The sequence below is a fragment of the Promicromonospora noduliphila genome, from assembly GCF_056951025.1.
Genome location: NZ_CM167806.1, coordinates 2,011,390 through 2,027,656, shown reverse-complemented (window position 1 = coordinate 2,027,656; position 16,267 = coordinate 2,011,390). Strand labels below are relative to the sequence as shown.

Annotated in this window: 14 protein-coding genes; 2 read left to right on the top strand and 12 right to left on the bottom strand. The window is 72.8% G+C overall.

Going from position 1 to position 16,267, the window contains the following annotated elements:
• Positions 1-26: 26 nt before the first annotated feature.
• From AC0QU1_RS08870 to AC0QU1_RS08850, 5 genes are all read right to left on the bottom strand, one after another.
• Positions 27-1,514 carry a S1C family serine protease gene (locus AC0QU1_RS08870; protein ID WP_483576025.1) on the bottom strand — a complete coding sequence of 496 codons (1,488 nt, stop codon included), beginning with the start codon at positions 1,512-1,514 and terminating at the stop codon, positions 27-29.
• Between the two features lie 43 nt (positions 1,515-1,557).
• A complete protein-coding gene (locus tag AC0QU1_RS08865; RefSeq protein ID WP_483576024.1) occupies positions 1,558-2,283 on the bottom strand; it encodes an ABC transporter ATP-binding protein in 726 nt (241 codons plus the stop codon).
• A gap of 3 nt (positions 2,284-2,286) precedes the next feature.
• Positions 2,287-3,747 carry an ABC transporter permease gene (locus AC0QU1_RS08860; protein WP_483576023.1) on the bottom strand — a complete coding sequence of 487 codons (1,461 nt, stop codon included), beginning with the start codon at positions 3,745-3,747 and terminating at the stop codon, positions 2,287-2,289.
• 75 nt (positions 3,748-3,822) lie between these two features.
• Positions 3,823-5,493 carry an ATP-binding protein gene (locus AC0QU1_RS08855; RefSeq protein ID WP_483576022.1) on the bottom strand — a complete coding sequence of 557 codons (1,671 nt, stop codon included), beginning with the start codon at positions 5,491-5,493 and terminating at the stop codon, positions 3,823-3,825.
• A gap of 118 nt (positions 5,494-5,611) precedes the next feature.
• Entirely contained in the window at positions 5,612-6,289 is a 678-nt protein-coding gene (locus AC0QU1_RS08850) for a response regulator transcription factor (protein WP_483576021.1), read from the bottom strand.
• A 431-nt stretch (positions 6,290-6,720) separates the two neighbouring features.
• Here AC0QU1_RS08850 and AC0QU1_RS08845 point away from each other — a divergent pair, with 431 nt between their 5' ends.
• Complete coding sequence (locus AC0QU1_RS08845; protein WP_483576020.1) at positions 6,721-7,629, top strand: alpha/beta fold hydrolase; 909 nt, start codon at positions 6,721-6,723, stop codon at positions 7,627-7,629.
• A 25-nt stretch (positions 7,630-7,654) separates the two neighbouring features.
• Positions 7,655-8,359 carry a FadR/GntR family transcriptional regulator gene (locus tag AC0QU1_RS08840; protein WP_483576019.1) on the top strand — a complete coding sequence of 235 codons (705 nt, stop codon included), beginning with the start codon at positions 7,655-7,657 and terminating at the stop codon, positions 8,357-8,359.
• Positions 8,360-8,468: 109 nt separating this feature from the next.
• On the opposite strand, the gene AC0QU1_RS08835 is transcribed toward AC0QU1_RS08840, so the two are convergent.
• The 7 genes from AC0QU1_RS08835 to AC0QU1_RS08805 all read right to left on the bottom strand — a co-directional run bounded on the left by AC0QU1_RS08835 (position 8,469) and on the right by AC0QU1_RS08805 (position 16,193).
• Complete coding sequence (locus tag AC0QU1_RS08835; RefSeq protein ID WP_483576018.1) at positions 8,469-9,449, bottom strand: ABC transporter substrate-binding protein; 981 nt, start codon at positions 9,447-9,449, stop codon at positions 8,469-8,471.
• Positions 9,450-9,532: 83 nt separating this feature from the next.
• Entirely contained in the window at positions 9,533-10,540 is a 1,008-nt protein-coding gene (locus AC0QU1_RS08830) for an ABC transporter permease (RefSeq protein WP_483576017.1), read from the bottom strand.
• Positions 10,541-10,565: 25 nt separating this feature from the next.
• Complete coding sequence (locus AC0QU1_RS08825; RefSeq protein ID WP_483576016.1) at positions 10,566-12,137, bottom strand: sugar ABC transporter ATP-binding protein; 1,572 nt, start codon at positions 12,135-12,137, stop codon at positions 10,566-10,568.
• 153 nt (positions 12,138-12,290) lie between these two features.
• Entirely contained in the window at positions 12,291-13,139 is an 849-nt protein-coding gene (locus AC0QU1_RS08820; protein ID WP_483576015.1) for a fumarylacetoacetate hydrolase family protein, read from the bottom strand.
• Complete coding sequence (locus AC0QU1_RS08815) at positions 13,139-14,302, bottom strand: aldo/keto reductase (protein ID WP_483576014.1); 1,164 nt, start codon at positions 14,300-14,302, stop codon at positions 13,139-13,141. Before AC0QU1_RS08815 ends, AC0QU1_RS08820 begins: the two co-directional genes overlap by 1 nt.
• Positions 14,303-14,325: 23 nt before the next feature.
• Positions 14,326-15,117, bottom strand: coding sequence for an SDR family NAD(P)-dependent oxidoreductase (locus tag AC0QU1_RS08810; RefSeq protein WP_483576013.1), 792 nt, complete (start codon positions 15,115-15,117; stop codon positions 14,326-14,328).
• Positions 15,114-16,193, bottom strand: a complete 1,080-nt coding sequence (locus AC0QU1_RS08805; RefSeq protein ID WP_483576012.1) for an amidohydrolase family protein — start codon at positions 16,191-16,193, stop codon at positions 15,114-15,116. The genes AC0QU1_RS08810 and AC0QU1_RS08805 overlap by 4 nt, the downstream gene beginning before the upstream one ends.
• Positions 16,194-16,267: the final 74 nt, after the last annotated feature.

The window sequence follows — 16,267 nt, the reverse complement described above, 5'->3', positions numbered from 1 at the left end:
CGGGAGGGTGCAGGGGCGGCCGGCGATCAGTTGCCGAACATGTCCTCCAGCCAGTCCGGCACGTCCTGCGGGGTAGACGGGTCGGCGTCGCCGTCCCGGGGGAAGGCGGGCTGCTCGTCCGGCTCCGGTTCGACGACGTCGGACTCGTCGCGCAGCGCCAGCGTCACGTCGACCTCCCGGGTCTCTCCGTCGCCGACCACGGTGAGCACCACCGGCTCGTCGGCGGTCCGCTCGCGGACGAAGGCGATCAGGGACGACGCGCCGGTGACGGAGTCGTCGTCGATGGCGACGATCACGTCGCCCTCCTCGATGCCGGCGTCCGCCGCCGGGGACCCGGCCACGACGTCGTCGACCTGTGCGCCGCGGCGGGTGACGCCGTCGGCGGTGGCGGTGCCGTCGGAGAGGGAGACCCCGAGGAACGCGTGCTCCGCCTCGCCCTCCTCGATGAGCTGGGTGCTGATGCTCCGGGCGAGCGTGGACGGGATGGCGAAGCCCAGCCCGATGGAGCCCGTCTCGCCGACCGAGGTCGTGAGGATCGACGAGTTGATCCCGATGACCTCGCCGGCCGCGTCGAACAGCGGACCGCCGGAGTTGCCCGGGTTGATCGGCGCGTCGGTCTGGATGGAGTTGCTGACCACCAGGTCGCCGCCCACCTCGGACGACGCCGTGACGGGCCGGTCGAGCGCGGAGACGATGCCCGTGGTCGCCGTACCGGACAGGCCCAGCGGGCTGCCGACGGCGAGCACGGGATCGCCCACCCCTACCGCGTCGGAGTCGCCGAGCGTGGCGGGTGACAGGTCGTCCGGGGCGTCCTGGACCTGGACCACGGCCAGGTCCGTCGTCGCGTCGGCGCCGACGACGTCCGCGTCGAGGATGCGCCCGTCACTGAGCGTGATCTCGATGTCCTGCGCGCCCTCGACCACGTGGTTGTTGGTCAGCACGTGGCCCTCGGCGTCCAGGACGACGCCCGATCCACCGGTCCCGCCCTGCGCGCTCCGCGTCTCGATCGACACCACCGAGTCCTCGACGGCGGCGACCACCGCGTTCCAGTCGGTGTCGCCCACGTAGCTCTGGGCGGGCACGGCGCCCACCTGCTCCTGGCCGACGTCGGCCAGCGACGCCGCGCTCGGCTCGTCGTCCGACAGGGTGCCGACGACGCCGGCGGCCGCGGCGGCCGCGAGGACGGCGGCGAGCGCCGCCGCGCTCACGACGGGGACCCACGTCGGGACCGTCGCGCGAGGCCTGGGTGATCGTGGTCCGGGCGACTGGGGTCCGGGCGGCTGCGTGACGGGCACGGCGTACGGGTCGGCGGATGATCCTGTCGCGGCGGGGGTCGCGGTGAGGCGTGCAGCGGTGGCCGGGTCGGGGTCGGCCGGCGGTGCCGCGGCGGACGAAGACGGGGTCACGGGTGCCGCAGCGGGCAACGGCCGGGTCGCGGGTGCGGCGGCGGGCGAGGCCGCCGCACCCGCGTCCTGACCGGGGACACGACCGTTGGCCGGGTCTGGCTCGTTCATGGTGGCTCTCCTCTGACGGGGTGTCGGTGGATGATCCGGTAGGTCAGGCCGAGCCCGACTCGGCCGGGGCCGGCACGGCGGCCTTGCGCGGCCCCTGCGCCTTCTTGACCGTGCCCAGGCGGCCCGCGGTGATCCCGAGCACCTCGTCGGCGACGGCGGTGACCCGGCGGGAGTGGGTGACGATGATGACGCACCGGCCCTCCTCGTGCGCGAGGCGCGTGAAGATGCGCAGGATCTCGTCCTCGGTGGCCTGGTCGAGGTTCCCGGTGGGCTCGTCGGCGATGATGATGCGCGGGTCGTGCGACAGGGCCCTGGCGATGCCCACGCGCTGCTGCTCGCCGCCGGACAGCTTGAGCACGGGCCGTGCGGCGGTCTCCCGGTCGATCCCCACGGCCGCAAGGAGGTCGAAGGCGTGCGCCTTCTTGTGCCGCACGCGGCTGCCGGAGATGTTCATGGACAGCACGATGTTCTGCACGGCCGTCGCGGTGGTGAGCAGGTTGAAGCCCTGGAAGATCACGCCGATGCCCTGGGCGCGGTAGGCGTCCCTGTCGAGGGTGCGCATGTCGTCGCCGTCGAACAGGATGCGGCCGCCGCCGCAGACGTCGAGGCCCGCGATCAGGGACAGCAGGGTCGACTTTCCCGACCCGGACTTGCCGACGATCGTGTAGACCTTGCCGGGCTCGAACTGCGCGCTGATGCCGCGCAGCACGTCCTTCTTGGTGCCGTCGTACCGGTAGGTCACACGGTCGAGGGTGAGGGTGCTGGTCACAGGTCAGTTCCTCTCGGACAGGATCTTGATGGGCTCGTACCGGGTGATCCGGCCGAGGGACGTGAGGCCGGCCAGGGTGGCCAGCCCGAGGGCGACGCCGGCGATCTGCCCGACCGTGCCGGGGGTCAGGGCGACGGCGAGGGCCGACAGGGGCTCGGCGTCTGCGTCGGCCTGGTTCGCGCCGCCCATGGGGCCCATGCGCAGGCCCATGCCGCCGCTGCTCGCCTGCTCCTCGGCCGCCGCTGCGGCCTCCTCGGCCGCCTGGACCTGCCCGGCCAGGAGCACGTCCGTCACGGGCTGCGCCACGAGCGAGCCGACGCCGAGCCCGAGCACCAGGCATGCGGCCGTGACCGCAAGGATCTCGGACCAGAGGCCGAGCCTCACCGCCGACTTCTTCATGCCCATGGCCCGCAGCACGCCGATCTCGTACTTGCGCTCCCGGATCGCGATGGAGCTGAGCAGGGCGATGATGACGCCGCCGAACACCAGCACCACGACCATGAACGTGACCGACACCGACTTCAGGCCCTCGACGGGACCGACTATCGCGTCGTAGGTCGCCTGGTCGGTGGTCACGTCGAAGACGTCGGGCAGTCCCTCGGCGCGCACCTCCTCCGTGAAGGCGTCCAGCAGGTCCGGCTCGCGGAGGTAGAACGTGGCGCCGACCTGCATGCCCTGCATCCCGGACACGTAGTTGGCCAGCACGGTGTCGTACGTGGTCAGGATCTCGTTGCGCCGGTTGGTGAAGGCGTTCTGCTGCGGCGAAGTGCCGTACTCGTCGGTCAGGTCGTCGTAGGTGCCCACCACGGTGACGTCGTACTCGATGGGCTCGACGTCGCCGTCGTCGGCATTGCGCAGCTCGCCCGCCAGGTGCATGGTGTCGCCGACGGCCAGGTCGTTCAGCTCGGCCAGCTCGGTGCTGACCAGCACCTCGCCAGCGGCGTCGGGCATCTCGCCGTCGGCAAGGGCGCGCGAGCCGTCGTCGAACTCGGTGAACTTGTTGCCCTGCAGGGACGCCAGGTAGGACATGGGCTCGGACTCGAACATCGACTCGCCGGGCCCGCCGCCCATCGTCATCATCCCGGTGCCGCCGCCCAGGTCGGCGGCCACGGGCGTGATGTCATCGGGGACCACACCGGTCGAGGCCGTGAACACGGCGTCGGCCAGGTGCTCGGAGTCGCCGAAGGCGAGGTACTGGTCCGCGTCGATGGTCGGCATGGTCATCCGCACCATGCCGTCGGTGGACTCGGCCATCGCCTCCTCGCGCACCTTCTCCATGTCGGGGACGAAGGTGACCTCGGCGCTGAACCGCTCCCTGTAGTCGTCGATGATTGCGGTGGCGGTGGAGCTGATCATCAGGGCTATGACGCTCGCCGCGATCACCACCAGGATGATCGCGCCCAGCAGCGCGTTGCGGCCCTTGTGCCGCCACACGTTCGCCAGCGCGTTCTGCAGGATGTACATCCGTCGTGCCTTCGCTCGGTCGGTTGGGACACGACGCAGCCTGCACACCCCACGTGAGACCGGATTAGGGTCCGGTTAAGACCCTCCTGGGAATGTCTGCCTGGGAATGTCTACCTCAGAGTGTCTGCCGGGAATGTCTACCGGGACGGCCTCCCGCCGCGGCAGGCGCAGCGTGAACTCCGCGCCGCCGCCCGGCCGGTTGGCCGCGTGGACGGTACCGCCGTGCAGGTGGGCGGCCTGCGCGACGATCGCCAGCCCCAGGCCCGACCCCTGCCGGGCCCGCGCGGCCGCGCCCCGGAAGAACCGCTCGAACACGCGGGGCAGCTCGCCCGGGTCCAGGCCGGGGCCGCGGTCCAGCACGCTGAGCCGGAGCTCGCCGCCGTCCGCGGCCGGGGTCACCATCACCGTCACCGTCACGGTCCCGCCCGGCGCGGAGACCTGCACGGCGTTGCGCACCAGGTTCGCCGTCGCGCGTTCCAGCGTCGCTGGGTGCACGACGGCGGTCGCGTCCGACGGCGTCACCGTCACCTCCACCGTGACGTCCGGGGCGATCCGCCGGGTGCGCGCCACGGCGCGGTCCACGAGGGCGGCCAGGTCGGTGCGCCGGGCGGCCTCCGATCCGGCGGCACCGCGCGCGAGCTCGACGATCTCGCCGACCGCGTCGGCCAGGGCGGTCACCTGGGTGTCGAGGTCGGCGACAAGCTGGCGGCGGTCCTCGGCGGTCAGGCGGCGGCCGGGTCTGTCGGTGGGCCCGTCAGCGGATGCGCCGCCGGGTGCGCCGCCGGTTCCGCCGACTGGTTCGCGGGTTCCGTGGGCCGGTTCGTCGGCTGATCCGCGGGTTCCATGGGCCGATTCGCCGGTTCCGTCGGCTGGGCCGCCGGGAGCGCCTGCCGGTGCGGTGGGACCGTCTGCCGGTCCGCCGGGACCGCCCGCCGGTGCAGTGGCTCCCTCCGCGCGGGCCAGCAGCCCGAGGTCGTTGCGGAGCACGGTCAGCGGGGTGCGTAGTTCGTGGGCGGCGTTCTCGACCAGCTCGCGCTGGCCGCGCCGCGCGTCGTCGAGCGCCGCGAGCATCGCATTGACGGCGCCCGCGAGCCGGCCGATCTCGTCGCGCCGCCCGCCGTCGTCGACCCGCTGCCCCAGGTCGCGGGTGCGGGCCACCGCCTCGGTGGCCGCGACGAGGCGGTCCACCGGGCGCAGCCCGGACCGCGAGACCACCCAGCCCAGCAGCGTCGCCACGACCACGCCCGCTGCCGCCGTCCCGCCGAGCGCCCAGGCGACGCGGTCGAGGGTGTCCCCCATCGAGGTGAGCGGCTGGAAGATCCACACCGACGAGTCGCCGGTCCGCGCTGAGAGGACGCGATAGGTGGTCCCGTCCGTGGTGACGGTGTCGAGCCGGGAGTCGCCGGACGCGGGCGCGGACGGCAGCCAGTCCAGGTGCCGCAGCGAGTCGCCGAGTGGGCCAAAGGTGGCGTCGTCGCGCACCGTCCCGTCGCCCGTGACCACCAGGACGCTCACGGGGTCGTTCTGCACCAGGGACAGGAGGCGGCGCTGGGAGCCGGTGCTCTGCGGTGCCGCCGCCGAGAGGTCGGCGATGCTCCCGACGTTCTCGGCGCGCTCCAGCAGCCCCGCGTCCACCTCGTCGAGCATCGAGGCCCTGACCTGGAACCACGCCGCCACCGACGCGACGATGACGGCGGCGGCGACCGCGGCGGCGGCCAGGACGGTCAGGCGCTTCTGCAGGCTCATGGGGCGCTCCCCGTTGTTCCAGGCCGCGCCGTTCCAGGCCACGTCACTCCGGGCCGCGCCGTTACGAACCGTGCCATCCCGAGCCGCGCCGTTCCGGCCCGCGCCTTTCCAGGCCGCATCATTCCGCGGCCCGTACCAGGTACCCGACGCCGCGCATCGTGTGGACCAGCCGCGGCGAGCCGGCCGCCTCGAGCTTGCGGCGCAGGTACCCCACGTACACGTCGAGGGTGTTCGACAGGCCGTCCAGGTCCTCGCCCCACACCGCCGAGTAGAGCTGGCTGCGCGTGAGCACCTGCCCCGGGTGCCGCATCAGCGTCTCCAGCAGGGCGAACTCCGTGCGTGTCAGCTCAACCGGCGCGCCGTCGACCGTGACCTGCCACGCCCCGGGGTCCAGCCGGACGGGCCCCACCTGGAGCACCAGCTCACCCGGCCGGCCGGTCGTCCGGCGCAGCAGGGCCCGCAGCCGAGCCAGCAGCTCGTCGTAGGCGAACGGCTTGGCCAGGTAGTCGTCGGCGCCGGCGTCCAGGCCGGCCACCGTGTCCTGCACGGCGTCGCGCGCGGTCAGCATGAGCACCGGCGTCCGGTCGCCCGAGGCGCGCAGCCACCGGCACACCCCGAGCCCGTCCAGGCGCGGCATCATCACGTCCAGCACCAGCGCGTCCGGCCGTGCGGTCTCGACGGCGTCGATCGCCTCGCGCCCGTCCGACGCCGTCACCACCGTGTAACCCTCGAACCGCAACGACCGCGCGACCGACTGCCGCAGCGCGGGCTCGTCGTCGACCAGGAGAATCCGCATCCCGCGATTCTCGGCACGCCACCTAAGAGAATCGTGAGAAGGGCCCCGCCAGAGCTGAGAAGGGGGTCCGACAGAGCTCGTGACAAGAGGCCCGACGGACTGACCCGCCGCCGACCCGCAAGTTGGTCGTCGTTCCACCAGCTCGCCGACGCCGAACCGCAACCTGCCAGTCCCACCCACCCGCCACCGCCGCCGAACCGCAAGTTGATGGTGATCTTTGGCGTCGAGCCGCAGCGAAGACGTCGATCGGTGCCCCGATAGACGCGCAACTTGCGGCTCGGCACCGGAGCTCACCATCAACTTGCGGCTCGGGTACTTCGGTGCTTGCGGGTCGTCGCCAACCCTATGACGGCGCACGACGACACAGGACGACGACGCACGACGACGACGGACAACGACGGCCGATAACGTGGTGGTACGGGAGGTGCGGCATGACAGACGTGACGGTCCAGCGAGTGCACCTGTCCTCCGGCGGGGACGTGACGATCCGGACGGCCGGTGACCCCTCCGGGACGGCGCTCGTCCTGCTGCACGGCTTCCCCAGCTCCTCCAGGACGTTTCGCGACGTGATCACCCCGCTCTCCGGCAGCGCCTACGTCGTGGCGCCCGACCTCCCTGGCTTCGGCGAGTCCGACCTGCCCCCGGCGCCGACGTTCGACGCGCTCGCCGACTCGGTCGACGAGTTGCTCGCCCGGCTCGGCGTCGGCCGCAGGTTCCTCTACCTGCACGACTTCGGCGCCCCGGTGGCGCTCCGGCTCGCCACCCGCGCTCCCGAGCTCGTCGACGGCCTCGTCATCCAGAACGCCAACGCCCACCGCTCGGGCTTCGGTCCGCCCTGGGCGGACACGATGGCCTTCTGGGCGACGCCGAGCGCCACCAACGAGCGGGCCGCCACCGCACACCTGACCTTCGAGGGGGCCCGCGACCAGTACGTCGCCGGCGTGCCGCCCGAGATCGCGGCCCGGATCGATCCGGGTGGCTGGACCGAGGACTGGCGGGTCATGTGCCTGCCAGGACGGCTCGAGCTGCAGCGGGCGCTCGTGGCCGACTACGGCCGCTACGTCGACCGCTTCGCGGAGGTGGCCGACTACCTGGCGAGGCATCAGCCACGAGCCCTGCTCCTCTGGGGCCGCCACGACGCCTTCTTCGACCTCGCGGAGGTGCAGTCGTGGCTCGCGGACCTGCCCCGGATGGAGGCCCACGTCTTCGACGCGGGCCACCTCCTGCTCGAGACGCATGCGCCTGAGGCCGCCGAGCTGATGCGCAAGTTCATCGACGGCGGCGACCACGCGCGCACCGGTCGAGCGACCGGTCGAGCGACCGGTCGAGCGATCAAGTGAGCGATGGTGAGCGATACTGCACACCATGTCCCGCACTGACGAGGTCGTCGACGGCATCCGCAGGATGATCCTGGACGGGCGCCTGCGCCCCGGCGACCGTCTGCCGGTCGAGAAGGACCTGGCCGACACGCTCCAGGTCTCCCGCGGCTCGCTGCGCGAGGGGGTGCGCGCCCTGTCGATCCTCGGGGTCGTGCAGACCCGGCAGGGCGACGGCACGTACGTCACCAGCCTCGACCCGGCCCGCCTGCTCTCTCCGATGGCGCTCGTCCTCGACCTCCAGGCCGACGGCGCCATGCCCGCCTTCCACAGCGTGCGCCGCGTGCTGGAGACCGAGGCCGCCGCGCTCGCCGCGACCCGGATGACCGACGGCGCGCTCGCCGAGGCGCGGGCGATCCTGGACCAGGTCTCCGAGGTGCTGCACGGCACGCCCGTGGACCACGACCGGTTCATCGAGATCGACATCGCGTTCCACCGGGTCATCGCGGCGCACAGCGGTAACCCGGTGCTGGAGGCCCTCATCGAGTCGTTCGCGGGCCGCACCGTCCGGGCGCGCATGTGGCGCGTGCTGCACCAGGAGGGCATCGAGGAGCGCACGCACGACGAGCACGAGGCCATCTGGCGCGCCCTGGCCGCACGCGACCCGGAGGCGGCCCGCATCCGGATGGCGAGCCACCTCCTGGGCGTCGAGGACTCCCTGCCCAGGCCGGAGAACCTGGACGAGCTCCCCTGACCGGTCCAGACGACCATGCACCTGCTGCCAGTCGGGGCGCGATCCTGGCAGCAGGTGCATGGTCATTTTCCCGGCCTGTTCGCATGCCCGCTCGCACGCCCACCCAGACCTACTCGTAGAGGACGGCGGCGATCTCCGGGTCGTCGATGTTCGTCTTGTCATACCAGTAGAAGCCGGAGTCGATCACGGGCTCGACCTCCTCGCCGTCGATCGCCGCCACCGCGGCCTTGACGGTCTCGTAGCCCATCTTGATCGGGTCCTGCGTGATCGCCCCGGCCATGAGCCCGTCGCGGATGGCGTCGGTCTGCGCCTTGCCGGAGTCGAAGCCGATCACCGTGAGCTCACCCGACTTGCCGGTCTCCTGCACCGCCTTGACCACGCCGATCGCCGAGCCCTCGTTGGTGCCATAGATGCCCTTGAGATCGGGGTGGGCCTGCATGATCGCCTTGGCGGCGTCGGCGGACTTGAGCTGGTCGCCCGCCGCGTACTGCGTGTCGACGATCTCGATGTCGGGCGCGTTCTCCGCGATGTACTGCGTGAAGCCCTCGACCCGCTGCTGCCCGGTCTGGGACGTCTGGTCGTGCCCGACGATCGCGATCTTGCCGCTGCCGACCAGCTCGGCCATGTGCTTGGCCGCCTCGGCCGACGCCGCCAGGTTGTCGGTGGACACGGTGGTCACCGGCACCTCCGACTCCACACCCGAGTCGAAGGCGATGACGGGGATCCCGCGCGACTCGGCGTCGGTCATCATCGGGATGGACGCCTCGGAGTCCAGGGCCGCGTAGCCGAGCGCGTCCGGGTTCCTGTCCAGCGCCGTCTGCAGCATGGTGAGCTGCTTCTCGACCTCGGTCTCCGTCTCCGGCCCCTCGAACGTGACCTCGACGTCCAGCTCGGCGGCCGCGTCGTCGGCCCCCTGCTTGACCGCCTGCCAGAACTGGTGCTGGAAGCCCTTGGAGACCAGGGCGACGTACGGCCGGTCGCCGGCGCCCGGCTCGCCGCCGCCCGAGGCGCACCCGGCGAACGCGAGCACGACGGCGACGGACGCGGCGGCCGTCGCGAACCGCCGGCGCGTGGTGGTGGTGATGCTCATACGAGTCCAGCTCCTTCGATGGTCGGATCGAGCGTGGTCCAGGCCCACGTTGGGGCACAGTCAGGGCACAGCGAGGCGCGCGGTCAGGCCTCCTTGCCCCTGCGCAGGATGTCGGCGTACACGGCCAGCACGATCACGATGCCGACGGCGACCTTCTGCCACTCCTGCGGGATCGACATGATCCGCAGGCCGTTGGTGAGCGTCGCCATGATGAGCGCGCCGATCACGGTGCCGAGGATGGTCGCCTTGCCGCCACGCAGCGAGGTGCCGCCGATGACGACGGCGGCGATCGCCTCCAGCTCGTACCCCAGCCCGAGCCCGGGCTGCGCGGAGTTGAGCCGGGACGCCATCACGACGCCCGCGAGGCCGGTGAACAGCCCGGCGACGACGTAGATGACCACCTTCCACCGCCGCACGTCCACGCCCGAGATCGCCGTCGCCTCCTCGTTGGAGCCGATCGACAGCGCGTAGCGGCCGGTGAGCGTCCTGCTCAGCGCGACGGCGGCCACGGCGGCCGCGACGAAGAAGATCAGGACGGCGTTGGGTAGGCCAGGAATCAGCTCGCCCGCGGCGAGCTGGTCGAACCCGGCGACGTCGCTGAAGTAGATGGGCTTGGTCCCGGAGATCACGAGCGAGAGCCCCTGCGCCACCATCATCATCGCGAGCGTCGCGATGAACGGCGGCAGCCGCAGGTACGAGACGTTCAGGCCGTTCAGCAGCCCGATCAGGGCGCCGATCGCGAGGCCGCCCAGCACGCCGACGGCGAGCGGCAGCCCCAGGTTCGCCAGGAACACGCCGGTCATCACCGAGCACAGGGTCATGCCGGTGCCGACCGACAGGTCGATGCCGCCCGTGGCGATCACGAAGGTGGCGCCCAGCGCCATGATCCCGGTGACGGCGGTGGCCAGCAGGATGCCCTTCACGTTGGCCCAGTCCAGGAAGTACGGGCTGGCGACGGAGAAGAAGGCGAAGATGACCACCAGCCCCGCGAAGGCGAGGATCTGCTGGAGCTGCTGCCGGTTGCCGAACCGGAGCTTCCTGTTCGGGGCGTCCGGGGTGGTCGTGTCGGTCGCGCTGGACGTCGTCGTCATGCTGCGTCTCCGGTCATGTCTCCGGTCATTCCGCGTCTCCGGTCGTGACGAGCGAGCGGTCCGCACCGAACCGCGTCGCGAGCTCCATGATGTCGTGCTGGGTCGCCTCGGCGTTGGCGAGCGTCCCGGTGACGCGCCCCTCGCACATGACGACTATCCGGTCGGCGAGCCGCAGCACCTCGGGCAGGTCGGACGAGATCACGATGATCGACTTCCCCTGCGCCGCCAGGCCCGTGAGCAGCCCGTAGATCTCGTCCTTCGCGCCGACGTCGATCCCGCGGGTCGGCTCGTCGACGATGAGCACGTCGCAGTCGCGCACGAGCCACTTGGCCAGCACGACCTTCTGCTGGTTGCCGCCCGAGAGGTTCTTGGCCCGCTGCGTGACCGACGGCGTCCGGATCGCCAGCCGGTCCACCATCTCGCGGGCCACCCGCCGTCCGGCGTCGTCGCGGACGAAGCCCGCACGCGTCATGCCGGGCAGCGAGGACAGCATGACGTTGCGCACCACGTCCTGGTCCAGCAGCAGGCCGTACCGCTTGCGGTCCTCGGAGAGGTAGCCGATGCCGTGGCGGACGGCGTCGGCGGGGTTGCGGATGGTGACCGGTCGGCCGTGCACCTCCACCACACCCGTCGAGCGGTCCGCCCCGATGACGGCCCGGGCCACCTCCGTGCGCCCGGCGCCCATGAGGCCCGCGAAGCCGAGGATCTCGCCGCGGTGCAGTTCGAACGACACGTCCTTGAGCAGCTTGCGCGTGCTCAGCCCGCGCACCGCGAGCACCACCTCGCGCCCGCCCGCGCCGCCCTCGCCTGCCCCGCCCTCGCCGCCCACCTCGGACGACGGCGGCTCCGGCCGCACACCGGTCTCGAGCTGCCGGCCGACCATGGCCGCGATGACCTCCCGGGTCTGGGTGGTCGCCGTCGGCAGGGTGTCCACGTACCGGCCGTCGCGCAGCACCGTGATCCGGTCGGAGATCTCCTTGACCTCGTCCATGCGGTGCGAGACGTAGATGACGCCGGTGCGCGGGGAGACGAAGTCGCGCACGATCCGGAACAGGGTGGCGACCTCGGTCTCGGTGAGCGCCGCCGTCGGCTCGTCCATGATCAGCACGCGGGCGTCGAACGACAGCGCCTTGGCGATCTCGACCATCTGCTGCCCGGCCACGCTCAGGTGCGAGACCGGCTGCCGCGGGTCCAGGGGGATGCCGAGCCGGTCGAAGAGGGCGGCCGCCCGGCGTTCGAGCACGTCGTCCCGGATGAGGCCGGCGCGCCGGGGCTCGCGGCCGATGAAGATGTTCTGCGCGACCGTCAGGTCGGGCATCAGGTGGAACTCCTGGTGGATCACGCTGATGCCGAGCTCGTTGGCCTGCCGGGGGCCGGTGGGGCTCATCGGCACGCCGTCGAGCTCCATGGTCCCGGCGTCCGGCTGGTAGATACCGGACAGCAGCTTCAGGAGGGTGGACTTGCCCGCCCCGTTCTCGCCGACGAGCGCCAGCACCTCGCCGTGCCGCAGGTCGAGGTGGACGTCGTCGAGCGCGCGGACACCGGGGAAGGACTTGCTGATCCCCGTGGCGCTCAGAAGGGCCTGGCTGTCCGTCACGTGTGCTCCCTTGCCTCCGTGCACCGCATTCATACCCCAGACATCCGATGCATCTCAAGGGTCCGGGCGAAGATCAGTGCCGATCGATCCCGTTCCGCAACCTCGCGACCCAGATAGGTCAGATCTTTCCCACCGCCTGCCGTACCCGATCGGCTACTCGGCCACGAACGTGTGCCGCTGGCGGCCGAGCCCCTCGACCTCCAGCTCGACCACGTCGCCGTCGCGCAGGTAGGGGAACCGGCCCGAGAGCGCCACGCCCTCCGGGGTCCCCGTGCAGATCAGGTCGCCCGGCTCGAGCGCCATGTACTGCGACAGGTGGTGCACGATGTGGTCGACGCCGAAGATCATGTCGGCGGTCACCGAGTCCTGCCGCGGCTCGCCGTTCACCCAGGACCGCAGGCGCAGGCCCGCCGGGTCGACGTCGGCGGCGGGCACCAGGTACGGGCCGGTCGGCGCGAAACCGGGACCGCCCTTGCCCTTGGACCACTGCCCGCCCGACTCCTTGAGCTGCCAGGTGCGCTCGCTGAGGTCGTCGACGATCGTGTAGCCCGCGATGTGCTCGCGCGCCGCCGCGACCGACGGCAGCCGCCAGGCCCGCGCGCCGACGACGACCCCGAGCTCGACTTCCCAGTCCAGCGTGTCGGCGCCGGGCGGGATGACCACGTCGTCGTCCGGCCCCACCACCGTGCCCGGGTGCTTGAAGAAGATGATCGGGGACGACGGCAGCTCGGCGCCCGACTCGGCGGCGTGCGCCGCGTAGTTCTGCCCGATGCCGATCACCGCCGTCGGCCGGGCCACCGGCGCTCCCCGGCGCAGCGCGCCGGCGCCGTCGAGCACGGGAAGCTCACCCGCGGCGAGCGCGGCCCGGGTGCGGGCGATCCCGTCGGAGGCCAGGAACGCGCCGTCGATGTCGGCGGTGAGCGGTCGCAGGTCGTGGACGACGCCGCCGTCCTCGACCGCGGGGATCTCCTGGCCGGCGGGGCCCAGGCGGAGCAGACGCATCAGTACCTTCTCTCGGGGTGGGACGAGTTCGCAGGGTCGCCGGGTGCCGCGTCGCCAGCCGCAGCATCGCCGGACGCCAGGTCGCCGGACACCGGGTCGCCGGACGCCAGGTCGCCCGATGCCAGGTCGCCCGATGCCAGGTTGCTCGGGCTGAGGCCGCCGGAGGCGGCGCCCTCGAACGGGGGCACGGCCGCCTCGGCGAGCAGGCTCGCGTCGGCCAGGTCCCGCCACAGGCCGGCGGGCACGTGCGCCGCGGCGCGGTCCGCGGCCTGCCGCGCCTGCTCGGGCGTCCCGAGGCCGACGACGGCGCTCGCGACCGCCGGGTGCGTGCGCACGTACGCGAGCGCCGCCTGCGGGAGCGTCACGCCGTGGTCGGCGCACGCGGCGGCGATCCGGCGGGCGCGGTCGAGCAGCCCGGCGGAGACGGGCGCGTAGTTGTAGGTGGCGTTCGACGGCGGGTCGTCGTAGGCGAGGAGGCCCGAGTTGTAGACGGCGGCCGCCACGACGGCGACGCCGCGTTCGGCCGCCGCGGGCAGCAGGTCGAGAAGCGCTGGCTGCTCCAGGAGCGTGAACCGCCCGGCGCACATGACGACGTCGACGTCGGTCTCGCGCACGAACCGGGCCAGCATCGCCGACTGGTTCATCCCGGCGCCGACCGCGCCGACGACGCCCTGGTCCCGCAGGTCCACCAGGGCGGGCAGCGCCTCGTGCGCGGCCTGCGCCCAGCGGTCGTCGGGGTCGTGCAGGTAGACGACGTCAACCCGATCCAGGCCGGTGCGCTCCAGGCTGGCCTCGATGGAGCGCAGGACGCCGTCGCGCGAGAAGTCCCACACCCGTCGGGAGTCGGCGGGCACCTCGAACATCTCCGGGTCCGTGCGGTGCGCGGTCTCGGGCGACGGGACGAGGAGCCGTCCCACCTTGGTGGACACCACCACCTCGTCCCGGGGCCGCGTACGAAGGTAGGCGCCGAGCCGGCGCTCCGACAGCCCGAGGCCGTAGTGCGGCGCGGTGTCGAAGTAGCGGACCCCGGCGGCCCAGGCCGCCTCGAACGTCGCGTGGGCCTCCTCGTCCGTCGTCGCCCGGTACAGGTTGCCCGCCGGCGCGGCGCCGAGGCCGAGCGCGGTGAGCCGGACCCCGGTGGCGCGCACCGCCGTCGTCTCCATGCTGTTGTGTCCCCCGGCCCGGCTCAGCCGTGCTCGGGCGCGCGGGTGCGCAGCGCGTGCGAGCCGCCGTCCACGGCGAGCATCGCGCCGGTGGTCGCGGCGGCGAGCGGGCTCGCCAGGTAGCAGACGGCGTGCGCCACCTCGTCGGCGCTGACCAGCCGGCCGGACGGCTGGCGGGCCTCCAGCGCGGCCCGCTCGGCGACGGGGTCGTCGGCGGCGTCCAGCAGCCGGGTCACCCACGGCGTGTCGGCGGTCCCCGGGTTGACGCAGTTGACGCGGATGCCCTCGCGCACGTGATCCGTGGCCATGGCGAGCGTGAGGGACTGGACCGCGCCCTTGGACGCCGAGTACAGGGCCCGGTTCGGCAGTCCGGTCCACGCCGCGATCGAGCAGGTGTTCACGACGGCGGCGTGCGCCGACTCCCGCAGGTACGGCAGTGCGGCGCGGGTCACGCGGACGATCCCGAGCACGTTCACGTCCAGCACGCGCAGCCACTCCGCGTCGTCGTTGTCCGCGACGGTGCCCTGCGCGCCGATCCCCGCGTTGTTGGCGACGACGTCGATGCCGCCCATCGCCTCCGCCGCCGCCGTCACCGCCGCGCGCACCGCCGCGTCGTCGGTCACGTCGGCCACCTGTGCCCACGCACCCGCCGGCACGCCCTCCACCACCCGGTCGATGGACGTCACCTGCGCGCCGCGCACGAGCATGGCGCGCACGATCGCGGCGCCGATACCCGACGCCCCGCCGGTGACGATCGCGCGGACGCCGGCGAGCTCGGCCGACGCGGTGGCGCCTGCTGTGGTCTGGGATGTCATGCGTGGTCCTCTCCTCGGGTGTCGGTCCGCTCCGGGCTGTCGGCCTGGCTCGCGCCGTAGGGCGGCTCCGCACCGTCGGCTCGGCTCGCGCCCTCGGCCGGCTTCGCGCCGTCGGCCCGTAGGCCGTAGACCCGCCGCGCGGTGCCGGCCCACACCGCGGCGGCCTCGTCCGGGCGCAGCCCGGCGATCAGGTCGCCGAGCGTGGCCAGCCACCTGCCGTAGTCGCTCGCGAGCAGGCAGACGGGCCAGTCCGAGCCGAACATGAGCCGCTCCGGCCCGAACACCTCCAGCGCGTGGTCGACGGCGGGCCGCAGGTCGTCCGGCTGCCAGACGTCCCACCGGGCCTCGGTGACGAGCCCGGACAGCTTGGCCGTCACGTTCGGCCGGGCGGCGAGGTCCGCGAGGCCGCGCTTCCAGGCCTCCCAGGCCCCGAGGTCGGCGGTCGCGCCGCCGCCGAGACGAGGCTTGCCCAGGTGGTCGAGCACGAAGGAGACCTCGGGCAGCGCCGCCGCCAGGCGGGCGCACGCCGCGAGCTGGTCGTAGCGCACCACCAGGTCGAAGACGAGGCCTCCGGAGCCCGGTCCGCCGGTCGAGATACCGGTGGAGCTGTCGGTCGGGGCGCCCGTCGAGGTGCTGGCCGAGACGCCCGCGACACCGCCCGTGCAGGCCGCCGCGATGCCCCGGCGCACGTCGTCGCGGTCCAGGTACGCGGGGTCGTGCTCGGCCTGCACCTGCGTGCGGAGGCCGACCAGCGCGTCGCCGCCGGGCCCGGCCCGCAGCGCGGCGACCAGGTCGGCCACGCCGGGGTCGAGCAGGTCCGCCCAGGCGACGACGCCGCCGATCCGGGCGGCGCGCCCCTCGTCCGACGCGGCGATCGCCAGGAGCCCGCGGCCCTCTGACCACAGGCTCGCGGACTGGACGACGACGGTGGCGGCCACCCCGTGCGCGGCCGCCGGCAGGTCGGCGGGTGTGAAGTCGGCGTCGATGGCGGCCATGGTGACCGGGTCGATCCAGTCCTGCGGAGTGCGCGAGCGCACCCACAGATGATGGTGCGCGTCCACGACGTCGTGCAGCACCGTTGCTCCCCTCGGAGAGGTTGGCCGAAACATCAGATGTATAGCACGACGGCCGTCGGCGACGACACCCGCAT

What these genes read in the sequence shown, in the direction of transcription:
- AC0QU1_RS08855 (WP_483576022.1), bottom strand. Translation starts at nt 5,493, where the DNA reads ATGAGCCTGCAGAAGCGCCTGACCGTCCTGGCCGCCGCCGCGGTCGCC.
- AC0QU1_RS08820 (WP_483576015.1), bottom strand. Translation starts at nt 13,139, where the DNA reads ATGCGTCTGCTCCGCCTGGGCCCCGCCGGCCAGGAGATCCCCGCGGTC.
- AC0QU1_RS08830 (WP_483576017.1), bottom strand. Translation starts at nt 10,540, where the DNA reads ATGACGACGACGTCCAGCGCGACCGACACGACCACCCCGGACGCCCCG.
- AC0QU1_RS08870 (WP_483576025.1), bottom strand. Translation starts at nt 1,514, where the DNA reads ATGAACGAGCCAGACCCGGCCAACGGTCGTGTCCCCGGTCAGGACGCG.
- AC0QU1_RS08840 (WP_483576019.1), top strand. Translation starts at nt 7,655, where the DNA reads ATGTCCCGCACTGACGAGGTCGTCGACGGCATCCGCAGGATGATCCTG.
- AC0QU1_RS08815 (WP_483576014.1), bottom strand. Translation starts at nt 14,302, where the DNA reads ATGGAGACGACGGCGGTGCGCGCCACCGGGGTCCGGCTCACCGCGCTC.
- AC0QU1_RS08835 (WP_483576018.1), bottom strand. Translation starts at nt 9,449, where the DNA reads ATGAGCATCACCACCACCACGCGCCGGCGGTTCGCGACGGCCGCCGCG.
- AC0QU1_RS08850 (WP_483576021.1), bottom strand. Translation starts at nt 6,289, where the DNA reads ATGCGGATTCTCCTGGTCGACGACGAGCCCGCGCTGCGGCAGTCGGTC.
- AC0QU1_RS08860 (WP_483576023.1), bottom strand. Translation starts at nt 3,747, where the DNA reads ATGTACATCCTGCAGAACGCGCTGGCGAACGTGTGGCGGCACAAGGGC.
- AC0QU1_RS08810 (WP_483576013.1), bottom strand. Translation starts at nt 15,117, where the DNA reads ATGACATCCCAGACCACAGCAGGCGCCACCGCGTCGGCCGAGCTCGCC.
- AC0QU1_RS08845 (WP_483576020.1), top strand. Translation starts at nt 6,721, where the DNA reads ATGACAGACGTGACGGTCCAGCGAGTGCACCTGTCCTCCGGCGGGGAC.